The 25,763-nt window shown below is 44.7% G+C and carries 20 protein-coding genes; 6 read left to right on the top strand and 14 right to left on the bottom strand.

Going from position 1 to position 25,763, the window contains the following annotated elements; translation table 11 throughout:
* Positions 1–26 precede the first annotated feature (26 nt).
* From gltB to AC0MXB_RS01215, 4 genes are all read right to left on the bottom strand, one after another.
* On the bottom strand, positions 27–4,634 hold the full coding sequence (gene gltB, locus AC0MXB_RS01230) for a glutamate synthase large subunit (protein ID WP_474037648.1): 4,608 nt from the start codon (positions 4,632–4,634) through the stop codon (positions 27–29).
* 315 nt (positions 4,635–4,949) lie between these two features.
* Positions 4,950–5,336 (bottom strand): CoA-binding protein, encoded by a 387-nt coding sequence (locus AC0MXB_RS01225; RefSeq protein ID WP_474037647.1) that lies wholly within the window; start codon positions 5,334–5,336, stop codon positions 4,950–4,952.
* Between the two features lie 18 nt (positions 5,337–5,354).
* Positions 5,355–6,659 carry a DEAD/DEAH box helicase gene (locus AC0MXB_RS01220; protein ID WP_474037646.1) on the bottom strand — a complete coding sequence of 435 codons (1,305 nt, stop codon included), beginning with the start codon at positions 6,657–6,659 and terminating at the stop codon, positions 5,355–5,357.
* On the bottom strand, positions 6,646–7,809 hold the full coding sequence (locus tag AC0MXB_RS01215; RefSeq protein ID WP_474037645.1) for a DEAD/DEAH box helicase: 1,164 nt from the start codon (positions 7,807–7,809) through the stop codon (positions 6,646–6,648). The genes AC0MXB_RS01220 and AC0MXB_RS01215 overlap by 14 nt, the downstream gene beginning before the upstream one ends.
* Positions 7,810–7,976: 167 nt before the next feature.
* Between AC0MXB_RS01215 and AC0MXB_RS01210 the strand changes: the two genes are divergently transcribed.
* From AC0MXB_RS01210 to AC0MXB_RS01195, 4 genes are all read left to right on the top strand, one after another.
* Positions 7,977–8,609: a MotA/TolQ/ExbB proton channel family protein gene (locus AC0MXB_RS01210; protein WP_474037644.1), complete on the top strand. Its 633-nt coding sequence runs from the start codon at positions 7,977–7,979 to the stop codon at positions 8,607–8,609.
* Complete coding sequence (locus tag AC0MXB_RS01205; protein WP_474037642.1) at positions 8,596–9,006, top strand: ExbD/TolR family protein; 411 nt, start codon at positions 8,596–8,598, stop codon at positions 9,004–9,006. The genes AC0MXB_RS01210 and AC0MXB_RS01205 overlap by 14 nt, the downstream gene beginning before the upstream one ends.
* Positions 9,003–9,686 carry an energy transducer TonB gene (locus AC0MXB_RS01200; RefSeq protein ID WP_474037641.1) on the top strand — a complete coding sequence of 228 codons (684 nt, stop codon included), beginning with the start codon at positions 9,003–9,005 and terminating at the stop codon, positions 9,684–9,686. Before AC0MXB_RS01205 ends, AC0MXB_RS01200 begins: the two co-directional genes overlap by 4 nt.
* Before the next feature lie 65 nt (positions 9,687–9,751).
* Positions 9,752–10,213, top strand: a complete 462-nt coding sequence (locus tag AC0MXB_RS01195; RefSeq protein ID WP_474037640.1) for a hypothetical protein — start codon at positions 9,752–9,754, stop codon at positions 10,211–10,213.
* Positions 10,214–10,267: 54 nt separating this feature from the next.
* Here AC0MXB_RS01195 and AC0MXB_RS01190 read toward each other — a convergent pair whose 3' ends face one another.
* The 4 genes from AC0MXB_RS01190 to AC0MXB_RS01175 form a co-directional block, all read right to left on the bottom strand.
* Positions 10,268–11,404 (bottom strand): zinc ribbon domain-containing protein, encoded by a 1,137-nt coding sequence (locus AC0MXB_RS01190; RefSeq protein WP_474037639.1) that lies wholly within the window; start codon positions 11,402–11,404, stop codon positions 10,268–10,270.
* A 178-nt stretch (positions 11,405–11,582) separates the two neighbouring features.
* A complete protein-coding gene (locus AC0MXB_RS01185) occupies positions 11,583–12,374 on the bottom strand; it encodes a putative hydro-lyase (protein ID WP_474037638.1) in 792 nt (263 codons plus the stop codon).
* A gap of 51 nt (positions 12,375–12,425) precedes the next feature.
* On the bottom strand, positions 12,426–13,451 hold the full coding sequence (locus AC0MXB_RS01180) for a glutamate cyclase domain-containing protein (RefSeq protein WP_474037636.1): 1,026 nt from the start codon (positions 13,449–13,451) through the stop codon (positions 12,426–12,428).
* A 209-nt stretch (positions 13,452–13,660) separates the two neighbouring features.
* A complete protein-coding gene (locus tag AC0MXB_RS01175; RefSeq protein WP_474037635.1) occupies positions 13,661–15,385 on the bottom strand; it encodes a hypothetical protein in 1,725 nt (574 codons plus the stop codon).
* A 191-nt stretch (positions 15,386–15,576) separates the two neighbouring features.
* Here AC0MXB_RS01175 and AC0MXB_RS01170 point away from each other — a divergent pair, with 191 nt between their 5' ends.
* Positions 15,577–16,506, top strand: a complete 930-nt coding sequence (locus tag AC0MXB_RS01170; RefSeq protein WP_474037634.1) for a bile acid:sodium symporter family protein — start codon at positions 15,577–15,579, stop codon at positions 16,504–16,506.
* 50 nt (positions 16,507–16,556) lie between these two features.
* Here AC0MXB_RS01170 and AC0MXB_RS01165 read toward each other — a convergent pair whose 3' ends face one another.
* Entirely contained in the window at positions 16,557–17,006 is a 450-nt protein-coding gene (locus tag AC0MXB_RS01165; protein ID WP_474037633.1) for a nuclear transport factor 2 family protein, read from the bottom strand.
* 187 nt (positions 17,007–17,193) lie between these two features.
* Between AC0MXB_RS01165 and AC0MXB_RS01160 the strand changes: the two genes are divergently transcribed.
* On the top strand, positions 17,194–17,532 hold the full coding sequence (locus AC0MXB_RS01160) for a cupin domain-containing protein (RefSeq protein ID WP_474037632.1): 339 nt from the start codon (positions 17,194–17,196) through the stop codon (positions 17,530–17,532).
* Here the strand turns inward: AC0MXB_RS01160 and AC0MXB_RS01155 are convergent.
* The 5 genes from AC0MXB_RS01155 to AC0MXB_RS01135 form a co-directional block, all read right to left on the bottom strand.
* Positions 17,529–18,854 carry a sensor domain-containing diguanylate cyclase gene (locus AC0MXB_RS01155; RefSeq protein WP_474037631.1) on the bottom strand — a complete coding sequence of 442 codons (1,326 nt, stop codon included), beginning with the start codon at positions 18,852–18,854 and terminating at the stop codon, positions 17,529–17,531. The genes AC0MXB_RS01160 and AC0MXB_RS01155 overlap by 4 nt on opposite strands.
* Before the next feature lie 150 nt (positions 18,855–19,004).
* Positions 19,005–20,846 (bottom strand): asparagine synthase (glutamine-hydrolyzing), encoded by a 1,842-nt coding sequence (asnB, locus tag AC0MXB_RS01150; RefSeq protein WP_474037630.1) that lies wholly within the window; start codon positions 20,844–20,846, stop codon positions 19,005–19,007.
* Between the two features lie 150 nt (positions 20,847–20,996).
* Entirely contained in the window at positions 20,997–23,573 is a 2,577-nt protein-coding gene (gene clpB, locus AC0MXB_RS01145; protein ID WP_474037629.1) for an ATP-dependent chaperone ClpB, read from the bottom strand.
* Positions 23,574–23,675: 102 nt separating this feature from the next.
* The gene (locus AC0MXB_RS01140) at positions 23,676–23,978 is read right to left on the bottom strand and encodes an STAS domain-containing protein (RefSeq protein WP_474037628.1); all 303 of its coding nucleotides are present in this window, start codon (positions 23,976–23,978) and stop codon (positions 23,676–23,678) included.
* A 13-nt stretch (positions 23,979–23,991) separates the two neighbouring features.
* Positions 23,992–25,746: a SpoIIE family protein phosphatase gene (locus AC0MXB_RS01135; RefSeq protein WP_474037627.1), complete on the bottom strand. Its 1,755-nt coding sequence runs from the start codon at positions 25,744–25,746 to the stop codon at positions 23,992–23,994.
* Positions 25,747–25,763: the final 17 nt, after the last annotated feature.

Below are 25,763 nucleotides of genomic sequence, written 5' to 3'. Positions count from 1 at the left end.
AAAGACACTCCCTTCATCAGATCGGCTTAGTTACCGCTGACCCTTGACTTATCTTGTATATTTTCTTCAAAAGCCCGCATAACCGCCGACTCTGGGGAAATACCCTTTTTGCGGAAACGGCGAATCCCCTCGAGAATCCGTTTATAGTCTTTCGGAATAACCCGGACAAAATAGCGCTGCGATTGATACCAGTTGGTCATAAGCCGTTTGGCCACTTCGCTATTCGTATAAGCAATATGATTTTCTAAAAGCTGTTTCACTAATAGTACTTCTTCATCGTCATCGAGCCGCTCTAAGAGCACCATTTCTTGATTTACAGCAATAGCGAAGGTCCCTTCTGGATCATAGACATAAGCGATTCCGCCGGACATACCTGCGGCAAAGTTGCGTCCAGTTTTTCCTAAAATGACCACGCGGCCGCCTGTCATATACTCACAGCCATGCTCGCCGACGCCTTCAACTACAGCATTCACGCCGCTATTTCTGACACAGAAACGTTCGCCAGCTACACCGCGAATATAGGCTTCACCTGAAGTAGCGCCATATAAAGCTACATTGCCAATAATAATATTCTGTTCCGCCGCAAACGAAGCATTCGCTGGCGGATAAACAATAATTTTGCCACCGGAAAGGCCTTTGCCGACATGATCATTGGAATCGCCTTCTAGAGCAAGCGTCATGCCTTTGGGGGCAAAAGCGCCGAAGCTTTGACCAGCCGAACCAGTAAACTTTAAATAGATTGTATCTTCCGGCAAACCTTGTTCACCGTAGCGCTGGGTAATGGCATTGCCTAGCAGCGTGCCAACAACGCGATCGGTATTTTTGATCGGCAGACTTACAGCCACTTTCTCGCCTGTTTCAATCGCCGGATCACAAAGCTCCTTCAACAAACGAAGATCCATGGCCTTTTCCAAATTATGATCTTGGACTTTCGAACAATACAAAGTGGAGTTGCTCTCATTGGCTGGCTGATAAAAGAGCGGTGAAAGATCAACGGTTTTCGCCTTCCAATGGGCAATTGCTTGATTTTGTTCTAAAACTTCTGTATGCCCAATCATATCATTTATCGTTTTAAAACCGAGCTCTGCCATGATTTCTCTGAGCTGGCTGGCAATAAAACGCATGAAGCTAACTACATACTCCGGCTTTCCCGTAAAATTCTGTCTCAGCTTAGGATTTTGCGTCGCTACCCCGACTGGACAAGTATCAAGATTGCAAACCCGCATCATTACACAGCCCATGACTACCAGCGGCGCTGTGGCAAAGCCAAATTCCTCGGCGCCCAAGAGAGCGGCAACAGCTACGTCGCGACCAGTCATAAGCTTACCGTCTGTTTCCACTGTGATACGATCACGCAGATTATTTAATAATAGCGTCTGGTGCGTCTCAGCAAGGCCGATTTCCCAAGGAAGGCCTGTATGGCGAATGCTGGTGCGCGGCGATGCACCAGTTCCGCCATCGTAGCCGCTGATTAGAACCACATCAGCCCGGGCTTTTGCCACACCGGCGGCAATCGTACCAACACCTGATTCAGCAACGAGCTTTACATTAATCCTTGCTTTCGGATTGGCGTTTTTCAAATCATGAATGAGCTCTGCCAAATCTTCAATGGAATAAATATCATGATGCGGCGGCGGGGAAATTAGTCCAACACCAGCTGTTGTACCACGCACTTCCGCAATCCAGGGATAGACTTTCCGGCCAGGCAGCTGGCCCCCTTCTCCCGGTTTTGCCCCCTGCGCCATTTTAATCTGAATCTCGTCAGCATGAGCTAGATAATGGCTTGTTACGCCAAAACGACCGGAAGCGACTTGTTTAATCGCGCTGCAACGGCTATCGCCGTTCGCATCAGGCACAAACCGCGCTGATGATTCACCGCCTTCGCCCGTATTGCTCTTGCCGCCGATGCGATTCATGGCGATCGCCAGACATTCATGGGCTTCCTGACTTAAAGAGCCATAACTCATAGCGCCTGTTTTAAAGCGCTTACAAATACTTTCTACTGACTCTACTTCCGCTAAAGGAATTGCCTTTCTAACTTTTTTAAAGGCCATCATACCGCGCAGCGTAAGCCCTGCCGTATGTTCATCAATCTTAGCAGCATACTCCTTAAAGAGGTTGTAATCGTCTTTGCGGCAGGCTTGCTGCAACAGAGTAATCGTTTCCGGATTATACAAATGTTCTTCGCCATTCGAGCGCCACTGATAGTTGGAACCGCTGTCTAAAGTGGCATCGCGGCCATTTTGTGTGGAAAAGGCCCGTTCATGACGTAAAGCCGCTTCTTGGGCAATTTCGTCTAGGCCAATACCGCCAAGCGAGCTTGGTGTATCCGTAAAGTATTCATCAATCACGGCCTGACTGATGCCAATCGATTCAAAAATTTGTGCGCCGCGATAGCTGGCGATTGTGGATATGCCCATTTTCGATAAGACTTTAACAATCCCTTTCGTAATCCCTTTGCAATAATTATGCATCGCATCTTCTAAGGAAATACCGGAGAGGAAGTTACGGTTGATTAGATCTTCAATCGTATCAAAGGCAAGATAAGGATTCACACCACTGGCGCCATACCCCAGAAGCAGAGCAAAATGATGAACCTCCCGCGGTTCGCCAGTTTCTACGATCATACTGGCCTTTAGCCGTGTTTCCTGCCGTACCATATGATGCTGCAGTGTGGCTACGGCGAGTAACGCCGGAATAGGCGCATAATTTTCATCTACCATACGGTCAGAAAGAATGAGTAGATTTTTGCCTTCTTCAATATAGTCATCAGAGAGAGAACAAATTTTTTCTAAGGCCCGCTGTAAACCAGCGCCGCCTTCTTTCACCGGAAAAACCATGGGTATCGTAACGGTTTCAAAACCTGATTCTTTAATATAGCGAATTTTTCCGAGCTCCTGATTGGTTAATATGGGAGTTTCCACCCGAATCTGACGACAGCTTTCCGGCTGAGGATCAATCAGATTATGTTCTGGCCCGATCGCGGTGCCAGTAGCTGTAACTATCTCTTCGCGCAAACCGTCAATGGGCGGATTCGTCACTTGCGCAAAAAGTTGCTTAAAGTAGTTATATAAAAGTTGTGGCTTTTCTGATAAAACAGCCAAAGGCGTATCCGTTCCCATCGCGCCAATTGGATCAATGCCGTCTTTAGCCAAAGGCCGAAATAATTTGCCTAATTCTTCAAACGTATAGCCAAAAGCCTGCTGCAACACTACTGTCGGATAGTCAATCGTCGATTCCTGCGGTGCATCCGGTAAATCTTCCAGACTTAACATATTCTCATCAAGCCACTGCTGATAGGGATGAGCATTCACAATGCGGTTTTTAATCTCTTCGTCAGCAACGATCCTCCCAGCTTCAAGATCAACAAGCAGCATTTTCCCCGGACGCAGCCGTTCTTTTACAGCAATCTTCTCAGGTGCAATCTGTACGACGCCAACCTCAGACGCTAAAACAATCATGTCATCTTTCGTAACATAATATCTAGCCGGACGCAATCCGTTTCGATCTAAAACCGCCCCAACCAGTTTGCCATCCGTAAAAGCCACGGCTGCCGGGCCATCCCACGGCTCCATCATACAGCCATGATATTCAAAAAAAGCTTTCTTCTCATCACTCATGCTCTCATGTTTCGCCCATGGTTCAGGAACCATCATCATCGCAGCGTGTGGCAGTGAACGACCAGCCATTGTCAAAAACTCCAGACAGTTATCAAACATACCAGAGTCGCTGCCTGACTCATCAATCACTGGCAAAATCTTCTTCATGTCATCGCCAAAGAGGGGCGATTTACAGAGCGCCTGTCTGGCATGCATCCAGTTCAAATTGCCTCGCCGCGTATTAATCTCGCCGTTATGCATGATATAGCGATAAGGATGGGCACGCTCCCAACTGGGAAACGTATTCGTACTAAAGCGAGAATGAACCATGGCTACAGCCGTTTCTACCATCGGATGCTGCAAGTCAATAAAAAACTCATCAAGCTGTTTCGGCGTGACCATGCCTTTATAAACAATGGTTGCAGCTGACAGACTGGAGAAATAAAAATATTCAGCGCCGTCCAAAGTGCTGCGACGAATTTCATTTTCAGCGCGCTTACGAATAATATAGAGCTTTCTCTCAAAAGCTTTTTCGTCTTGTTTCATCGCTTCCAGCGTACGCAAATCTGGTGCAATAAAAACTTGGCGAATACTCGGTTGCACTAGACGGGCCGATTCGCCGATTACCGAAGAATCGCAGGGAACAGTGCGCCAGCCTAGCAGGATTTGTCCTTGGTCAGCAATAATCTGCTCCAGTTTTTCCTCGCAAATTTTTCTCGCATTCGCCTCAGGGGGCAAAAACAGCATCCCTACGCCATAAGAACCACTTGGCGGCAATTCAATATTTAAAAAACTGCATTCATGCCGAAATAGTTTATGGGGAATCTGCAACAGTACGCCAGCACCATCCCCTGTATTTGTATCGGCTCCCTGCCCGCCGCGATGCTCCATATTACAAAGCACCGTCAATGCTTGATGCAAAATAGCATTTGATTTTTTTCCTTTTATATTTGCTACTACGCCAATCCCGCAAGCATCATGTTCATAGTCGGGATTATATAGCCCCTGTTTAGGTGGCAAGCCCTTCTTGTTCACATTCTTCAACCTGCCTTTCTTATCAATATAAAATAATCCTCCCCCAAAGGGCTTAGCCTTTGTCGGCAAAACAGATTTTCTCCGTTATTAAAGGATGTCTGTTTGCTTTATTTTAAAAGCTTCTTATATCATAGTGTAATATTGTAAACTTTTCAAGTATGTATATTGTATTTTTATAGCTAACATACAGAAAAAAACCGTTGATTTATCAATACTCTTGATAAATCAACGGTAAAATCCCGCTTAACAGGTCTCATATTTGAATAAAATTTAAATCCATTTCTAAAGTACATTTGTATTTTTATATTGGATTGATCAATGGGGCCCGCCGAAACGAACCATTACGCAATCCGTTACGACGGTAAGACCTAACTCCTCGGCAAGTTTTACAACCGAGGGAGCATCGGCTCCCGGCTGTAACCAAACATTTTGAATCCCGAGTTTTGCACAATCACGCACGACTTGCTCGCCGACTCTAGCTGGCACAACAAAATCGACAGCTTCTGGTTTCACTGGCAATTCCTCCAGTGTTCCATAGCATTTATGTCCATACACTTCTGCTACGCCAGGATTCACCGGATATACAGTAAACCCCCGATCAATCATGAATTTAAAGATCTTATAACCAAATTTTGATTGATTATCCGTTGCACCAACTAGTGCCCAAGTTTTTACTTGCAACATTTTTTCCGCTTGATCCATTTCCTTCAGCCTCCTTTTTTACTTGCCTGATGATGTTGTTTCTTTTGGCTTACGACGGCTACGAGAATTCTTGCCGCCATGCTCTTTCTTTATCTTTTTATATTTTTCCGCACCTTTCGGCGCAAAGAATTGTTTGCCTTCACTCGCTGGTGTCGTTTTTACTTTGCCTATTTTTCTTTCTGCCGATTGCTTCGGTCGGCTTACTTTGACCTCGCCGCTCGCATCAATGACCGGCAGTTTTTTCCCAATGGCTTTTTCAATCATGGCGACATACTGCCGATCACGCGCCGTCGCAAAAGTTACGGCCAGCCCCTTCTCACCAGCCCGGCCAGTTCGACCGATTCGGTGAATATAGGTATCGCTGTCATGAGGAATATCGTAGTTGTAGATATGAGTAACGCCTTCTACATCGAGACCGCGTGCTGCTAAATCGGTAGCTACCAACACTTGAAATTTAGCGGCGCGGAACCGCTTCATAACTTGCTCTCGCTTATTTTGCGATAGGTCACCGTTTAGTTCCTCACATTCAATCCCTACTGACGCCAAATAAAGTGCCGCTTCTTGGGAACGCTGCTTGGTCAAACAAAAGACGATTGCCAGATAAGGGCGGTGTTTTTGCAGCAACGAAGCAACCAGTGCACCTTTGTTATCGTTATTGACTAGCACAAGCTGCTGATCAATTTCCGGTAAAGTCACGGTCGGCGTAGCTACAACAATTGATAAGGGATCCTTTAAATATTGTTTAGCAAGCCCTCTGACAAGATCCGGCAAAGTAGCCGAAAAAAGCGAAGTCTGTTTTTTCTCAGATGTCTCAGCGAAAATCAGCTCTACTTCCTCCATAAAGCCCATGCTAAGCATCGTATCCGCCTCATCAAGTACGAGATAGCGAACACCGCGCAACTGTACTTGTTCCCGCCGCCAATGGTCTAAAATACGGCCTGGCGTTCCTACAAGAACCTGTGCCTTTGCAGCCAATTGATTTTTTTGCTTTTGCGTATCCACGCCGCCGTAAATGGACAAAACCTTGATGCCCCGGCTTTCAGCGATTTTTTGAGCTTCCCGGCTCACCTGCAGAGCCAACTCGCGCGTCGGCGCCAAAACAAGCGCCTGAGGGTGACCGAGACGAGGATTGACTTTCTGCAATAGCGGTAGCAAAAAGGCAAAGGTTTTTCCCGTACCAGTCTGAGCCTGCGCAATCACATCACGACCAGCCAATAGCGGTGGAATCGCTTGGCTTTGAATTTGGGTAGGCTCGGTCACTTTTTGACGTTCCAGCGACACGAGTAAATCTTCTTCAATTCCTAATTGCTTAAACTTTTCCATGTTTCGCTCCTTTCTTGCTGTCTTTGGGGCGCCCTTGTTTCACTTTTTGCTCTGTAAGCTCAATTTGTAGTTTTTTAGCCGTCTCTTTTAGCTTTTCTGCTTCGCCTGGCGTAACTAGTGAAATGACAACGCCAGCTCGTCCCTGCCTGCCTGTGCGGCCAGCCCGATGTAAATAGACGTGAGGCGTATCAGGAAAATCCAATTGAAATACATGACTGACGGCGGGAAAATCAAGGCCCCTTGCCGCAACATCAGAAGCAGCTAAAACCTTGAGCTTGCCCTTGCGGAAATCAGCCACAGCCTGCTTGCGCGCCACTTTATCCTTAGCGCCGTAAAGACCAGCTACAGCCACTTGATGGAACTGCAACTTTTCCGTAAATTCCTGTAACAACACCGGATTATCAGCAAATACCAATGCTTGCTGGAGCTGCTCTTCTTGCAGCAACCGCCGTAAAGCCGAAAATTTATCGCGCTGCGCTACAATCATATATTTATGAACAATCGACTGAGGCAGACTCGGTCGCTCTGTCGTCTGGACAATTTCAACTGATTCTTTTAGCTGCTTCGCCGCCTCTAAACTCTTACCAGCAAAAGTGGCCGAGCAGAACACAACTTGACAATCCTTGAAGGCCGAACGAATAATTTTCTCGGTAGTATCTTGCTGCTCCTTACTCAACAGCCGATCTGCTTCGTCACAAACGATCATTCTGATATTTTGTCCTTGGATTTTTCTTGCTGCAATCAATTCTAGCAAACGGACGCTTGTCCCCACTAACAGCTGCGGTTTTTCCTTAAGCTTTTCGATCTGCCTCGCCTTATTGCCACTACCAATTAATAAAGCAGTCTTTATGGCTAAACCGGCTTTTTGCAACAGCTCAAGCGCCACCTGCTGGATCTGCGACGCTAACTCATAGGTCGGAGCTACAATCAAAGCCTGATCCTTTTGATCAGAAGTCTCCAATCTTGCTAGCAGTGGCAGCAAATAAGCCAGCGTTTTCCCCGTTCCGGTCGGCGCCTGACCAATCGCATTGTTCCCTGCCAACAGTAGCGGAATTAATTTTTTCTGAACTTCCGTCGGTTCCGTAATTTCTTTCTCTGTTAAGGCTTCGACAAGCGAAGCCGGTAAATCCCATTCTGTAAAACGATTCATTGACACTCTCCTCTAAGCTTTCGCCAAAATAATTTGGCAAAAGGACTCTCTTCTATTTTACCCTAATCATGGCAGCTTGAACAGAATAGAATCAAAGCAGGATTTTTGTAATCCATCCAGAAAGTATGGGAAATAAACGAATCTAAATTCTGTAATGAGGTGACCCCATGCAACAATTTTTTCTCATGTTGGAAAAAGGCGGAATCGTTATGATTCCCCTGCTTTTTTGTTCTGTTTTCTTGCTAGCCATTGTAATCGAACGCCTGTTTTTCTATCGCCAGGCCAAGACAGCTATGCCGAAGTTTACCGAAGTGCTCACTCCGCTCTTAGCGGCAGGTGATTGGCTAAGAGCGCAGGATACCTGTAAGGCTTTCTCGGGAGTTCCTTCGTTGGTAGCAGCCGCAGGACTTTCTTATCTTGCCGTTGGCGCTAAACCAGAAGGTCTTGAACATTCTTTAGAAAGTAGCGCGGCGCACTGGGCCGCTAAGTTGCGTAATCGTCTAAACTACCTAGATCTGATCGTTACCTTGTCGCCGCTCTTGGGGCTTCTCGGCACAGTAACAGGCATGATTAATACCTTCAGCGTCCTTACCATTCAAAGCGGCCAAACAGCGGCCATCAGCGGCGGCGTCGGCGAAGCGTTGATCGCCACAGCCACAGGTCTATGTATTGCGATTATCGCTTTGATCGCTCATAGTTTCTTTGCGCAGCAACTTGATCAATTGATTACTGATACTGAAGAAATTGCTTCGCTCATTGTGGATGCTGCCAATAAGGGGAATCTCCATGAAACTGCGTAATTTACGAATTGAACGAAGCCCGCGCCTCATGATCATCCCCATGATTGATATTATTTTCTTTCTCTTAGTCTTCTTTATGATGAGTACCTTATACATGAATGAGCAAAGAATGATCCCAATTACGCTGCCAGCGGCAGCAACAGCGGCCAAGCAAATACCTGATCAGCCTGTCATCATCGTAATCGATGCCACTGGAAAAATCCATCTTAATAAACAAGAAATCGCTGAAAAAGCCTTGTCGGAAGCGGTTGGCCGTGAATTAATGCTGCATCCTGACGCCCCCTTTATTTTGCGAGCTGATCAAGCCGTAGAGTACGGCCGCGTCATCGCCCTGCTTGACGAACTCAAACAGATCGGCGTAAAAAAAGTGTCCTTTGCTACCGAGGGTAAAAAATGAAAAATTTCCTCCATTCTTTATCGCCCTGGCATAAGGCTCTATTCTTCTCGCTCATGTTTCACCTGATTCTCTTTTGCTTGTTTTTTTTACCTGATGATTCAGCGGAACAGGAACTACAAATTGTCGATACAACAAAACAGTCAGCCTTAGAAATGGATATCGCGCCATCAGACACCCCTGATGACGCTTCTGATTCACCATTAGAATCAGCAAAGCCCGTGCCAGAAGCGCCTAGCGCCCCACCACCGCCGCAGCCACCTCAAGAATCCGCTACCGTTGCGTTTGAAAAAACGCCGCCGAAGGCGCCAATTCGCGATCTCACGATTGAGCAACGGGTAATCACGCCTCCCCGTCTCAAGACAATTGTAAATCCCCGCTATCCCGAAAAAAAGCTTGCGGAACTGCCCGCCTTTAAAATGAAACTCATCATCATGATTTCTGAAACAGGTCAACCGACCTACGTAGCAATACAAACCTCATCAGGCATCAAAGAACTTGATGAAGCGGCTAAAGCCGCCATAAAACAGTGGCAATTCTATCCTGCCTATGATCGAACGAAAAATCGTCCTGTGCCGCATCCCTTTCTTTATGAGCTTACATATCCTATAGACGACAAAGACTTGCCAGTAGGGCCATCTGATGCAACTGCTCCAGCGTCCCCCGCTCCGACCAAGCCATAAAAAGGGTTTTCCTCGTTTTGACCCGAATTACTAGAACTATAAAATCATGTTGATGGAGGTTTACTATGAAGTTACTGACTCAAGCTATTTTATCGGTATTTCTTGCCTGCTTTGCCTTGCTGTCTATACCGACAACAACCTTTGCCGAAGCAGCGCCAACAGCCACGATGCGCATTGATGTAAAAGTTGACCAAGCTGATGTTTTTTGGAACACAACTTATTTAACAAAGGATAGTAGTGATTTTGGTAAAGCCGCCGCCGTAAACTTGACTTGGGGTATTGGCGATACGAAGCGCCAAGAACAGACCCAGCCGCTTATAGCTCCAGGAAAAGGAAAAGGCCGTGTGGAAATTACCACAGAAAAAGGCGCACTGATTAATTTTCAAGTAGTAGTTCTCGATGCCGATAAACAAAAACATGGAACATTAAGCTTTCAGGTCCGCAATAATGGTCAAACTGAATACATAACCATTGCACCGCCTGACTTCATCGAACCGAATCTGACTTTTGGCGCTCCGAGAGAATAATAATAAAAACAGGCTGCTCGAAAATAGGATAAACCTATCTAGGGCAGCCTGTTTTTATTTTAAATAATTAGCCCGTTGCAAAATAGCCTGTAGTGCCTTGTCTAAAGCAAGAAAAGCTTTCGTATGGATTGGTTCATATACTTCTTCGGTATTTTTACGTTTTTGACGAATTACAAGGCGCATCCCTTCAGGTCGCTCTACTAGTTGCGCCGTATCAAGAGTTTCTAAAGCAATCATGCGCAATATAAAATCATTTTGAGGAAAGGCAAAGAAAATCAAATTTTGTTCTGACAAAGCTAAAATTCCTTGCTCACCACTATTATCCACAGCACCGGCAAAGTGAGAAATTTGCTCGCCAGCCCATAAAGCAGCAGGCGCTTTCTTTACCATAGCATGTTCTTCTTCACTTAAATAGGCAAGCGCCGCTGGGGGAAAATCGCTTTGCAAAGAAAAAGGACCAATAACTACAGCAGTTAAAGCCCCCACTTCACGACAGGCGTCAGCTACAGGTAATACATCTTCCAGTTTGTTTTTATACATCAGCACAGCTGGAGCCATATCAACAGCAAGACGTATAGCAAATCGGTCGCGTCGCAACAACAACTCTAATTTACGCAATAATTTCTCTTTATCGGGACAATATTTCAAAACAAGGGTACATTCATCAGCCACAGGTTGAACAGCAGCGGCAAGTTCAGCACGCTTAGAAGGTTCTTGTATGCTGCCCTTTGCTCTGGCAAGCATATCGGTCGTTACTGCAGGAGCTTCTGCCGCTTTAGCCGTCTTCTCTACAACTAGGGGAGTCGCTACCGCTTTAGCAACCTTTGCTGCAGCCACTGGAGCTACTGGAGCTTCTGCCGCTTTAGCTGTCTTCTCTGCAACTATGGGAGCCTCTACTACTTTATCAACCGGCTCTACAGTTGCGGAAGCCTCTACCACTTTAGCTATCTTCGCCGAAACGGCTAAAGTATCTAGCACTTCAACTATATCAGTCGCAGGCGACGTTTGCATAACCGGGGCTTCCGCCTTATCGGCGACACCTGTATCTTCCTTTGTTCTTTTTCTTGTTTTGGGTACCTTTTCTTTTAGACGTTTTCCACAGTAGGGACAAAATCGACATGTTGCGGAAATATTGAGCGTTTCACCGCAAAAGGGACAAAAGTGAAACGTTTTTTGTTCCATTGAAGACAAAAATATCTCCCTCCTTCATAAGCCTCCACATCCAAGGTACATAATCCCGTTCTTGCCTAAAAATAAAAGCCATTTCTATATGGTTCGCTAAACACTAAAAAAAGGCCTGCTTTTCGCAGAGCCTTTTCATAGGATTTTCCTCGGACTTTCGTAGGATTTGACAAAAATTTTATTTTTCTTACAAAACCGCATAATCAACATCTTTTTTATTGGTAATAAACATATGGCCAGGAGCATGCGTAATCATCAGATCTGGCTTGACTTTCATCCCTACTGCCTGCGGCGTGACACCACAAGCCCAAAATACAGGAACTTCACCTGGCCTGATAGGAACAGCATCGCCAAAATCAGGCTTGTTAATATCTTTAATACCAATGCTTTCAGGTGAACCAATGTGAAGCGGCGCGCCATGAACTGAAGGAAAACGAGAGGTCACTTGAACAGCTTTAACGACAAGTGATTCAGGAATTGGCCGCATCGACATAACTGTCGGACCAGAGAAAACGCCAGCTGGCGTACATTCCACATTGGTAATGTACATAGGTACATTGCAATTTTCTTCAATATGACGTACAGGTACGCCAGCATCAAGCAGGGCGGATTCAAAAGAAAAACTGCAACCGATCAGAAAAGCCACAAGATCGTCGCGCCAATATTCTTTGAGGTCCAACGGCTCATCAACCAAAATGCCTTTTTTATAGACCCGATACTTAGGAATATCAGTCATAATGTCACCATCAGGCGCTACCAAACGAGGAATTGAAGACCCCACTTCCGTCACGTCAAGAATTGGGCAGGGCTTGGGATTTCTCTGACAAAATAGTAAAAAGTCAAAAGCCAGCTCTTTCGGCAAAATCGCCAAATTAGCCTGATTATACCCCTTCGCCATTCCCGCAGTGGGAATGACTAGCTGATTTTTCCGAATCAGTGCTCTGACAGCTTGCGGACTCATTTGTGCATAATCTTCCATAATTATCAAGCTCCTTTAGCCTTATTCGCTCTTGCATACGTTGAGAAACTATTAATAACGCATCTGTGCCTGTGCTACAACTTCTTGCATCATCCGAACAATCGCATGATGAACATCTACATAGCAACCATCTACGCTCGGGGCAACCGATCCATAAATAGCATCATGCAAACCTACTGCGGCGCCTGCTTCAATGACGCGCTGTTCCTGTTCCGGTTGGCACAGTCCTTTTGGCGCGTCAGCCAATACAGAAAGCATATCGCAGATGGCATAGGCGCCCCAGTTAGAAATTGCTGCAGTAACTAAGAGACTCACTGGCGTAGCTGCCGCGATCCCGCCGCCGCAACCGCACTGGCACTGCGTGCCATAAGGGACATGCTGCTGTACAGCCGCCTTAATATTTCCCATACCGATCTCGTTCCCGCCATCACCAATTCCCATAGTAGGAATAGAGCGGTCATACGCTTGGGCAAATAAAAGATCAAGAAACGCCATGGTAGAGCCAGTATCAAAACCAATCATGTTATGACCCTTGCCTTGTTCATTCATACCGCCACGTTCAATGGCAATACAAGCTGCCGGTTTGTAAGTATCCAAAAGTTCTGTTGCTTTTACTTTACCAGCTTCCTCCCCTAATGGGAAAGGCAAAACAGCTACAGTCATCAGTTTCTGTCGTTCCACAGAATGCACAAGTTGTTCTGGTGCAAGACAATGAAAGCCTGCCGCCTGAGCAACCTGCTTAACCTGCTCTACTGAACATTCGTCAACTAAAATAATTGGCAACCCATTTAAAACCGTACGAACAGCCTTGGCTAGAGCAACTGCGCCAGCAGGTCCATCAGATTCAGCAAATCCGGGAGCTGCCACAGGCTGATCAATAAATCCTGTCGCAATCATAACGAAATCCTTTGGTTTAACGTGCGTTTGTAAGAATTTAGCAGCTGCTAATGTCAAAGGTTCTCCAGCTTTTTCTCGCGCCGCTTCATACAGCTTGCCAATAATACCTCTGGCGCTAATATCCAGTGTCATCAGCCTATCTAGCGTATCTGCTGTTTTAATAATACCTTCTTCTTTCATGTGTCACCGCTCCCCCATCATTATCAATTGAGTATTTCGGCAAAACCGGATCTTACACCTAGCTGCGCCGATTAAAAAGACTTCCCCTGTACAAACAAAGGAAGTCATCATTGACTTTATACTTATTTATTTTACATTTTAACTATTAATTTACTACAAAAGTATAACATGTTCTAAAAAAATATACAAGAATTCCGTCAGCAAAGAATTTAAAAGGAAGGAGTAAACTCTCGTATCATAATCATAGACTCTTGATTGTCTAAAAAACCAACTTTCACAGTATCACCAGCCTGCAACAGCGGCAAGCGCGGGGAAATCTGAGCTGTACCAGCAAATACGCGCGGGTCGCCTTCTATCATAAAGTAGGTATAAGATTCGCCGCCTTTGACAACAGAGTTTACTCGCAATACTTTTCCATTTAGCCAAATATCGTGGTTTTCACTACCAGGAATGAATTGATTCCCCTGGCTAGCGAGCATTTGGCGATAGTTTCTAAGCCCGGTTTCCACATCAGGTCCAACCCCGACAAGATTATAGTTTTCTACCGATACAAAAGAAACAGCCTTTAGTAGCCCTTCTTTATCTTTTAGCGAAGCAATATAAGTTGGTACGCCATAAATATTGTAGAGAATCGGATTGGCTGAGCGATACCCTTTTTCCTGTACCTGCCCCTCTGCCGACTTCTTGGCCCCTTCCTCCGTCGCGCCGGCAACTTTATACCATTTAGCTTCTTTCGTCCGCGAATTCACGAGAACAAAACCAACGGTGCTTTGATCCTTACCGGAAGAAGTGATGCCTGTATACCAATACACACTGCCGTCTTCGCCATAAATCAAATGTACTGTGTCACCAGCTGGCTTTAAGGTTCCCGCCTTCGTAAAGAGAGCATTCCAAAAGCCATTAATATACTCGCCCCAATCAGCAATCTGCTTATAGATTAAATTACCTGGCTGCACACGGTCAATCCATTGCGGCGCATTTTCTAAAGAATAACTAGAAATTTCACCACTTTCGGCATCGACAACAGCCACCCCGACTGCGTCTGGACCGGAAAATCCGACTTTATTCTTATATAGCGTAACAACCCAGTATGGGTGATAATTATCATCGATTTCAAAAGAAAAGTCGGTCATTCCTACATTATAGAAACCATGAAAATAAAGATAACGCGGCAGATAATCCCACAAAAACCCCTGCGGTTGCACTTTAATATGAACCTCATCGCCATCAACATTTTGTATTAGACGCACATCTTGAGGGTTTGTCGCCGACACCAGAACATAGCCTTTACTGCCAAGTTGATGATTGCTCAACCACTGAAAAAAACCGCGATGTTCGAGCGGTGCGGCATAGTACAGCTTGTCTTGAATTTTTTGCAATACTAATTCGCCTAGCTGTACTTCACTGCCTAAAGCAGGTACTTCGCCAATTTTCTTTTCCGCTAGTTTACGGGCCGACTCACTATCAACAATCCGAATCTGCGATAAAGCAATCGGCGCTACATCAGCCGTAAAGGAACTTTCTGTCACAGGTCCTAACAGATTGCGGTAAGCTTGATTAAACAGCAAGGGATTACTTGTAAGAAAGGGGAGAATAAATAAGTTTACTACGCCGATCCCGATAAGAATTATGCCAGCTATAGCAAATCCTTTCATTTTTCCCAAAGCTAAAGGCTTTTTATAATAGGAAATATCAATCACTGGGCCTTCGCCATTTACGCGAAATCCCAGCAGACGCAAAAGAGCCAGCAACCAACGGTTCGCCTCCAGCAGTCGAGCCATATTTTTCATTCCCCGCTGCAACGCATAAAAAAACAAGGCAACGCCCCAAATAATCGCTAACAGGGACCAGTCGATAAAACCGAAAGCAAATACTGGCAAATGAGAAAAAATATAAACTGCTGTAAATAAAACAACAAGAATTCCTACTCGCACAAAACGTCTCTCCTTATGCCTTCTATTTAAGAAAAGTGTAGCATAAAGATTTTCATAGCGCAATGAAAGGCATTCTGTGTCCATTGCCGAAATTTTGCCAAATAATAATTTTAAAATTAACTAAAACGGAAAGAGGAAAAGATCTTTAGATGTATAATTGTAATTAGAATATCTTTATGAAGGAGGCTAATATGGTTGTATTAGAAAAGATTGCGAAACTCATTACAAAACTTTTTCCACTCTGGGTCATCATTTTCTCTCTCTATGCTTTTTTCTCCCCTGAGCCACTAAAGCCCCTAGCTCCTTACATTTCTTATCTGCTCGGTATCATTATGCTTGGTATGGGACTTACAATGTCTATTGATGATTTCAAGCTCGTATTGACCCGCCCCAAAGACGTACTTTATGGCGTAGGCTTTCGTTATCTGATTATGCCTTTTGTTGGCTTTGCTGTCGGTAAACTTCTTGATCTACCGCCAGCCTTGGCTGCTGGTATTATTCTGGTTGGCTGCTGTCCAAGCGGCACTGCCTCTAACGTTATGACCTTTTTGGCTAAGGGAGATACGGCCCTTTCTGTTACGGTATCCAGCGTCAATACCATTCTTGCTCCTTTTTTGACGCCTTATATTTTTCTTATGCTAGCCGGAACTTTGATTCCCATTAAAGCGGAAGCTCTACTCCTTGATATTTTGAAAATTGTTCTTGTACCTGTAGCAATTGGCGTAGGACTTCGTATGGTGGCTTCCGCCTTTGTTGATAAGATTATGAAAATCGTCCCAGTTGTTTCTGTTGTTGTCATTATATTAGTCATTGCTATCGTCATCGCCTTAAACGCAACGAAGTTAGCCGCTGTAGCTGGTGTTGCTTTTTTAGCTGTAGCACTGCACAACGCTTTTGGCTTAGCCTTAGGATACGGCGCTTCCAAAACAGTTGGCCTTACTGAAAAAAAATCAAGAGCCATCACCTTTGAAATTGGCATGGAAAACTCAGGACTAGCTGTAGCCTTGGCCCTAGTTCATCTCGACCCGTCAGCAGCAATTCCCGGCGCGATTTTCAGCGTATGGCATAATCTTACCGGTTCCGCTTTGGCCGGTTTTTGGAGCAACCGTTCCGCTGATTAAACTTCATAAAAAAGGTAGGACGCCTCGCAAAGAGGCTCCTACCTTTTTTGTTACAAGCTAAACAGCATTTTAAGGAGTAATTCATATTTCGCACTTTGATAGATTTTGTTTATATCGACAAGATACCATTCGCCATTGATTTTTTCCAAACCAACTGGCTTTACTTTTACAGCAAAACTATCTTGTCCCTGCAACGTCGCAACAACAACGCAGTAGTTTCCCTGACTAGCCGCTTCTTTGACATGAATCAGCTTCTGACCCTTAAGATCAGCAATGATTTCATTGCCATTTTCACCATCATTTGCTTTGGGCAAAAACTCAGGAGAAACATACTGACTGGCATCAGCAAGATGATTTGCCTGAACCGCATTAAAAAAAGCCTTGACCGTATCTTCCGGCGCCAGTCCCGGCACCCGCGGCGTTAGAATCTGCGGTGTACAGCCTCCTAGTAGCACAACAAGCAGCAAACCCAACAACCCTAAGTATACATTTTTACGCAATAGACATCATCCTTTCAGTAAGTTTATAATTATGTTAACTTACTAAGCCTATTATAAAGAAAAAATGAAAAACCGTCATAGGTAATTGCTGGTACAAAAAAACTTCCCACTTTTGTGATAAGGATCACATTCGAAGGGAAGTTTATATTTTACAATCATCTTAGATCAACATATAGGAGGAATTCACATGAACCAAGGTTTCTTTAAAAACATAGAAGCAAGTAAAATTAACACTTTTGCCGACTTAGTCGAATACCAAGCTGGCCGCGTTGTCAGTCTAACCCTTGTCCAAAAAGAGTTTCTAACAATGACCCTTTTTGCTTTCTCACAGGGAGAAAGCATTAGCACGCATTCCTCGCCAGGCGATGCTTTTGTCTATTTATTAGACGGAGAGGCCTCAATCACAATTGGCGACGTAACCCATCAAGTAAAAGCCGGTGAGTCTATTTTAATGCCAGCGAATACACCACACGGTCTGCAGGCTGACAAAAACTTTAAAATGCTGCTGCTCGTTCTCTTTGCTTAATTGGCGGCACTAGGATCAGGTCCTTGCTGTACTTGATTTCGTCCTGATTTTTTCGCCAGATAGAGACCTTCGTCAGCCCGACGCAACACCTGGTCAAAATCCTTGTCATTAATATAAAAAAGTGTAAAACCAATACTAATTGTCACTTTGATGATTTGCCCATCAGGTAAATGAAAACAATAGGCTTCCACGGCTTGGCGCATTCTTTCTGCTAGAGAGAGTGCGCCTTTACTATCTGTCTGCGGCAACAACACAGCAAATTCTTCCCCGCCAATACGACCGATTACATCTACCTCGCGCAGGATTTGGCTTAAACACTGCGCCAGCTCTTGCAGAACAATATCGCCAGATTGATGTCCATAGGTATCATTGATGCCTTTAAAATGGTCAATATCTAATACAAGCACTGCCAATTGTTCTTGATAGCGGCTCGCCTGCTGAAAAACCCGCTCGGCAATTTCCAAAAAGTAACGACGATTATTTAATCCAGTCAAACCGTCGCTTGTCGCTAAGCGCCGCAAGTCTTCTTCCAAACGCTTTCTTTCTGTTAAATCAATTTGCATGGTAAGTAAACAAGACTGTCCTAGTACAGAAAGCGGTCTTGCGGCAATCATTACCCATCGTACCAGTTGTGTACGAAAAGTGCGAATTTGGGCTTCAAAGCCATCGACAGCCCCTTCTATCGTAAGGTTATGAAGCAGGCGTCGCCGCACCGAGCTGTCCAAAAAAAAGTCTAATGGATAGAGCTGTTCTAAATCGTCTTCCTGCAACTCGTAAAAATCCATAAAACATTTATTACCGTGCAAAATTTTTCCTGATTGACTAATAACAGCTACAGGAAATGGCGCAACTTCAAAGATACTACGAAAACTTGTTTCACTTTCTTTGAGGATCTGTTCATCACGCTTCATTTTCGTTATATCGGTATAAGTGCGTAAAATAGCGCCACTGGCAAGCGGACGGTTTTCCACGTAAAGCCAACGCAGCTTAGCGAGCGAATCTTGCCAGCTGTATTCTATTTCGTATGACTTTTTCTTACTGATAGATAAAAGATTTTTCTGGAGCAATTCTTCCGGTTGGTTACTACGCCGACACCAGAGCGACAATAAACTCTCATATTCCTGTCCAACATAAACCTCTGACGCTTTAAAGCGCAGCATGCGAACGAATTGACGATTATATAGTAATACCTTGCGTTCACTATTTAACAACAATACGCCCTGGCTCATCGCGTCAAGCATTTGCTGCAGCAGTTCCGGGCCAGCGACCGTTCCGCTAAGCTCTGCTAATAAACGACGGAGCTCTTCTTCTTTTTGGATCATTGCTAAATCCATCCCCCAAAATTCAAATCTAAAGCATACCCGTCCGCCGCCATCGGACCGAATAAAAAACGACAGCTTTCCTGTATTATCCTTAATAATACAGGAAAGCTGTCTTGCTGCCTAGCATTAATTCCTTTGATCTTACTTTCTTTACACAATTTTTACCTGATAATGGGCCAACCACGTATAGACTTGTAAAAAATAAGCAAACAACTGCGCTTTTGTCATCAATTGACCAAACCAGGGAACGCCCGGACCTGTTTCATTTTGAGCAGCATAGGCAAAAAGTTTTTCACTATCAATCAATTGATGAAGCGGACAGAGCGGATCTTTTAGCAGCGAAAGTAACTGATCTCTGACTAATTGATAGTACCCAGGATGATGGGTTTTAGGATAGGGGCTCTTGCGCCGCCAAAGTACATCATCAGGCAAAATCCCTTGCAAAGCCTGTCGCAGCAGTCCCTTCTCACGTTTTTGATGATATTTCATTTGCCAAGGAACATTCCAGACATACTCAACAATTCGATGATCACAGTAAGGAACCCGCACCTCTAACCCAAAGGCCATACTCATCCGATCTTTACGATCAAGCAGGGTAGGCATAAACCGCGTTAAACTAAGATAGAAAATTTCCCGCATTCTAGCACCATAGCGTTCCTCGCCCGCCAAAGTGGAAACTTCAGCCAAAGCTTCTTCATAGCGATCCTGCACATATTTTTCCGGTTCTAAGTAGTCGCGAATCTCCGGTTTTAAAAAAGCAGCGCGATAGTCAAGATGATTCGCCCAAGGAAATGTAGCTGCTTCAATCATATCAGGCCGCTGAAACCAAGGATAACCCCCAAAAATTTCATCAGCGCACTCACCAGACAAAGCCACTGTGGCCCCTTTTCTAATTTCACGGCAAAACAAATACAGCGATGTATCAACATCAGCCATTCCCGGGAAATCCCGAGCTATCGTGGCAGGCCCCAACGTACTGGCTAACTCTTCATTCGAAAGCAGAACCTTGTGGTGGTCTGTCTGTACAAAGCGTTGCATTTTTTCTACCCAAGGAGCGTCGCTGTTAGGCTGAAAATCATTCGCGGTAAAAAACTGCTCGTTATCAATATAATCGACCGAATAGGTACCTAAAACTCGCTTTTCTTGACGATACTTTTCCGCAGCAATCGCAGTGAGCGCACTAGAATCAAGACCTCCTGACAAAAAAGCACAAACAGGAACATCCGCAACAAGCTGACGAATTACCGCATCGGTGACAAGTTCCCGTACTTTTACCGTCGTTTCAGCAAAAGTATCTTCATGTCTTGCCGAAATCAGTTGCCAGTAGGGATACACCTCTAACCCGTTTTGACTAAAGCGCCCGCAAAAGCCTGGTTTCAACTCGCTAATGCCTTCATAAATACCTTGGCCTGGCGTTCTAGCAGGCCCCATAAGTAAAATTTCAGCAAGCCCCACTTTACCAACGCGCGGCGCAACGTCGGGATGCTGCAAAAGTGCTTTGACTTCTGAAGCAAAGAGCAGCCTCTTATCATTTAATGCATAAAAAAAAGGTTTTACGCCAATTCGATCACGAGCAATAAATAATTCCTGTGCTTGGTCATCCCAAATAGCAAAAGCAAAAATGCCGTTAAATTTTTCAAGACAGCCCTCCCGCCATTCTATGTAGGCATGGAGCAGCACTTCTGTATCACTGTGGCTCATAAAGCTATGGCCTTTCGCCTCAAGTTCACGTTTTATTTCCAGCGTATTATAGAGCTCACCATTATAAGTAATCGCATATTCCGCTTCGCCTCGTCGACAAATCATAGGTTGGGCGCCACCGACCAAATCAACGACGCTTAAGCGCCGATGCCCCAAAGCCGCATGACCTTTCACATAAAAACCTGCTGCATCAGGTCCCCGCACTGCCAAAGTATCCATCATCGCTAATAGCAGTCTTTCCTGCTCTGGAGCAGGTCTCTGCCAATCGACCCAACCGGTAATTCCGCACATTAAGCTCATCTCCTTTGCACGAACCGCCTTGTCGCGCCATCTTGCCTTGATAAAATAAACTATGCCATAAAAAAATGCTTTGCTACAAAAAGAGGCTGTTGCATAAACTTATTTGCAACAGCCTCTTGGTCTAATCAAACCAAAATCTTTTTATTTATTTTTTGGTGTAACAGTAAATTCAATCGTGGCAGCAGCATGCATAAAAATTGTGCTTTCGGCTGCAATGTCTTCGGCAATCAGGAGTTGACTCAGCTTGGTTTCTACCGTTTTCGTAATAAAGCGGCGGAGCGGCCGAGCGCCAAATTGAGCATCATAGCCATGATCCGCTAAATAGGCTGTCACAGAGTCATCCCATTTCAGCTCAAGCTGCCGTTGCTCTTGCAACCTCTCCTTGAGCTTTTCCAGCAATAGTCCAGCAATCTTACCAACTTCTGGTTTGGTCAATCCCTTAAACACAATCGTATCATCAATTCGGTTTAGAAATTCTGGTCGGAAATATTTTTGCAATAGAGCCGCAACGGCCTGTTTCGCCTCATCAAAATCCTTCGCCAAAATTTCAGACGATCCCAAGTTTGACGTCATAATAATAATCGTATTTTTAAAATCTACAGTACGCCCCTTACTGTCTGTCAAGCGTCCGTCATCTAAGATTTGTAGTAAAATATTAAAAACATCAAAATGAGCTTTCTCAATTTCATCAAGTAAAATAACACTGTAAGGCTTACGGCGTACTACTTCCGTCAGTTGGCCGCCTTCTTCATAGCCAATATAGCCAGGAGGAGCCCCAATCAATCTAGCTACCGTATGTTTCTCCATATATTCACTCATATCTAACCGGATTAAATTGCGCTCGTCATCGAAGAGGACTTCCGCCAAAGTCTTAGCAAGTTCTGTTTTACCAACCCCGGTAGGCCCCAGAAAAATAAAGGATCCAATCGGTCTGCCTGGGTCTTTCAGTCCAGCTCTTGCCCTGATTACCGATTCTGCTACAGCTGTCACAGCTTCTTCCTGCCCAATGACCCGTTCATGCATAATATCAGCAAGATGCAGCAATTTTTGTCTGTCGCCTGTAAGCATGCGCTGTACGGGGATTCCCGTCCACCGACTCACTATTTTAGCAATATCGTCTTCGTCAACTTCTTCCTTTAAGAGGACCGACTGCGCCGCAGCACTGCGCAAAGCCTCTTCCTGAACTGCAAGATTCTTTTCCAACTCTGGCAGACGCCCATATTTTAGTTCGGCTAATTTATTTAAGTCATAGGCCCGTTCCGCCGCTTCCATCTCCGTGCGAACCTTATCAAATTCCGCCTTAATCGCACGCAATTTCACAATTCCGCTTTTTTCATTCTGCCACTGTTCTCTTAGGCTAGCCGATGCACTTTCTAGTTGTTGCAATTCTTTTTGAATCACTGCCAGTCGCTCTTTTGACGCAAGATCGGTCTCTTTTTTCAGTGCCTGCTCTTCAATCTGAAGTTGCAATGTTCGGCGTGACACTTCGTCAAGCTCCGCTGGCATAGAATCAATTTCCGTCCGCAGCTTCGCTGCTGCTTCATCGACTAAATCAATGGCTTTATCCGGTAAAAAGCGATCGGAAATATACCTCTCAGCCATCATCGCAGCCGCTACTAGAGCAGCATCTTTAATTCTAACGCCATGATGCACTTCATAACGTTCTTTGAGACCGCGCAAAATAGATATCGTATCATCTACCGACGGCTCGGCAACAAGAACTGGCTGAAACCGTCGTTCAAAAGCAGCATCCTTTTCAATATGCTGTCTATATTCATTCAGCGTTGTCGCCCCAATACAATGCAATTCACCGCGAGCCAACATCGGCTTTAATAAATTTCCGGCGTCCATAGCGCCTTCCGCGGCGCCAGCGCCGATTAGCGTGTGCATCTCATCAATAAATAAAATAATCTGTCCCTCGGAATGAACAATTTCATTTAAAACTTTCTTCAATCGTTCCTCAAACTCACCGCGATACTTAGCGCCAGCAACAAGGGAACCTAAATCAAGCGAATAAAGCAGCTTGTCTTTCAAATTCTCCGGTACATCTCCGGCTACAATCCGTCTCGCTAGCCCTTCAACGATGGCGGTCTTCCCAACACCAGGCTCACCAATTAATACTGGATTATTCTTCATGCGGCGCGACAGAATTTCCATAACGCGGCGAATTTCTTCATCACGACCAATCACAGGATCAATTTTGCCGTCTTTAGCTAGTTTCGTCAAATCCCGCCCATATTTTAATAGCAGTTTATATTCACCACTGCCTTCACCTTGTTCTTGTTGATAGCTATCAAGCTGCTGTTGTACGCGACCATAGTCAAGTCCTAAAGACCGACAAAGTGCAACGACTTCCTGCTCACCTTCGTTAAGTAACGCTAAAAACAAATGTGTCGACGCTATCTGGTCTTCATGAAAAGATTGGGCCAGCTGCTGCGCCTTAGCGCTGACGCGAACCATGTCAGTCCCCAGCCGCAAAGCGCTTTCCGCCCCACGAACAGCGGGAATTTGTCCAACAAGTCGTTCTGCGCCGCGAACAAGATCGCGCTTTTTAACGGCCAAACTTTTTAAAACATAATCTAGCCACTCCGGTTCTGCTTTTACCAAAGCTAACAGCAAATGCCTTGTCGTCACTTCCTGGTGATGGGCTAATGCCGTAATTTGCTGCGTTTCCTGGATCAGAGCCAACCCTTCATCCGTATAATTTTCCTGTGCCATTTCAATCACCTCATCAATAGTTTTCTCCAAAATAAAAAAACTTGCTGCAGGCTACACAGCAAGTTCCTAGTTAAAATTAAATTGCTGCTTTTAACAGCCTGATCAAATTACCGTAAAAACTTTTGTTAAGCGGGTCAATTCAAACAATTCTTTGACGATTCCCTGTAGATCTTTAATTACTACGCCGCCGCCATTTTGCAGAGCCCGTTTTTGAATTGCTACTAACACACCTAATCCAGAGCTGTCAATATAATCAACTTGAGCCATATTAATTACAAAATCTTTATGGCCTTTTTCAATGTAATCTATGAGATTCTGTCTAAGTGTCGCGGCTTCCTCTACATAAATTTTTCCAGACAAACTCACTTGGACTTCATTATTTACTACAGTTACATTTTGTACCATCTTTACTCCTCCTTTAATTCTCAGAACGGCTTGTCTCATCGCAACTTAGCACTTCGATCGCTACAACAGTTGCATCATCAGTCCGTTCCTCTGAGTAAGCCAGGTTTTGCAGTCGGGCCATCACATCAGCAAAAGTCGCTTCTTGCGATAAATCGTCCTGCCACAAATCGTAAATCCCATCAGTAAAAAAGTAATATTGTTCGCCTGCCTGAATCTTTTGCTGCTCTTCCTCAAAAACCGTATCTTCTAAGAGACCTAAGAAAGCACCGGAAACGCGGTGCATTTTAGCAGCTTTTCCTGTTTGCTTCATGAGAAAATAATGAATCCCACAAGAAACATAGGTCAGTTTTTGCGCTTTAAAATCAAATTCAAAAATAATAGCTGCAGCAAAAGTATCCTCCGCAAGGTAAGGGGTAATTGCCTGATTTAACCAAGCCATCTTACTGGCAAGCGAGCCTTTTCTTTCTCTAGTCTGCTCAAACAAAACGCGAATTGCCATCGTTTGCAGCGCCGTCGCTAAACCGTGGCCCATTACATCGAGCACACAGCCATTCAACGTATCATCTATCGGATCATAAGAATAGCCAAAAAAATCACCACTTACATGATTTAACGGCGCATAAATCATATCCATGCTGACGCGATGATTTTGAATCGGAACGGGTAGACTTTCTCTTTGTATTCGACTCGCCAACAAAAAATCCTTTTTTAAAGACTCTTCTGATCGTTTGCGTTCGGTAATATCCTTAAAATTTTTAATCGTACCAGCAAGCTCGCCTGTTGCATCAAAAAAAGGAGTTGTCGAAACAATAAAAGACCGCCATTGCCCATCGCGCCGCTGAATATCGACATCTCTTTCGCTATGATAGGAGCCATCAGCCATTGGCAAAGGTCTATAGGAATCCATCCAGCAAAAAGCGTTGTTAAAAACTTCATAGTCTTTTTTGCCAACGGACTCTTCCCTGGCAATTTGAAAATATTCCATAAAAGCATTATTAATCCGCAAAATCGTAGCATCCGAGGAAACTACGCACATAGCGTCAGCTGCTGAATTGAAAATCCGTTCCAACTCTTCGTGCGCAAGATATAATTCCTCTTGCTGTCGTTTCTGTGTCGTAACATCTTCCTTCACCGCCAAATAGTGGGTTACTGCACCCGAAGAATTGCGAATAGGTACAATGAGCGCATATTCCCAATAAAAGCTGCCATCTTTACGCTTATTCTGAAATTCACCGCGCCATTCCTTTTCAGCCAACAGCGTGTTCCAAAGTTCCTGATAGAAATCCGCTGGCTGTTCCCCCGATTTTAAGATACGAGGGTTTTTGCCGTAAACCTCCGCAAAAGTGTAGCCAGTAATTTGCGTAAAGCGAGGATTGACATATTCAATATTTCCCTCTCTATCAGTAATAACAACAGTAACCGGACTCTGTTCCACAGCCCGAGTTAATTTAAGAATTTTCTCACGTTGCACATACTGTTTTGTCACATCGCGAAAAGTTACTATGGACAGCATCTTTTCTTCGTATAAAGCCTGGGCAACAGAAAGCTCCATCCAAAAAATCTTTCCCGATTGATCAGCGTCTACAGGCACAACATTTCCTGACTTGAGTTCATAAGGAAAAACTTGTCCTAGTTGTAAGGTTGACGAAAAATTCAACCTTTTTTTAGCCGCTTTATTGATAAAAAAGACTTTCTGTTCTGAATCGACGACCAGCATCGGGTCAGAATGGAATCGGATAAATTGCCTGAGACTCGTGTCTTTAGACATAATTTGCTCGCTTTCCT

It is taken from the genome of Pelorhabdus sp. sgz311001 (assembly GCF_055901755.1).
This window is presented reverse-complemented; position numbering and strand designations above follow the sequence as displayed.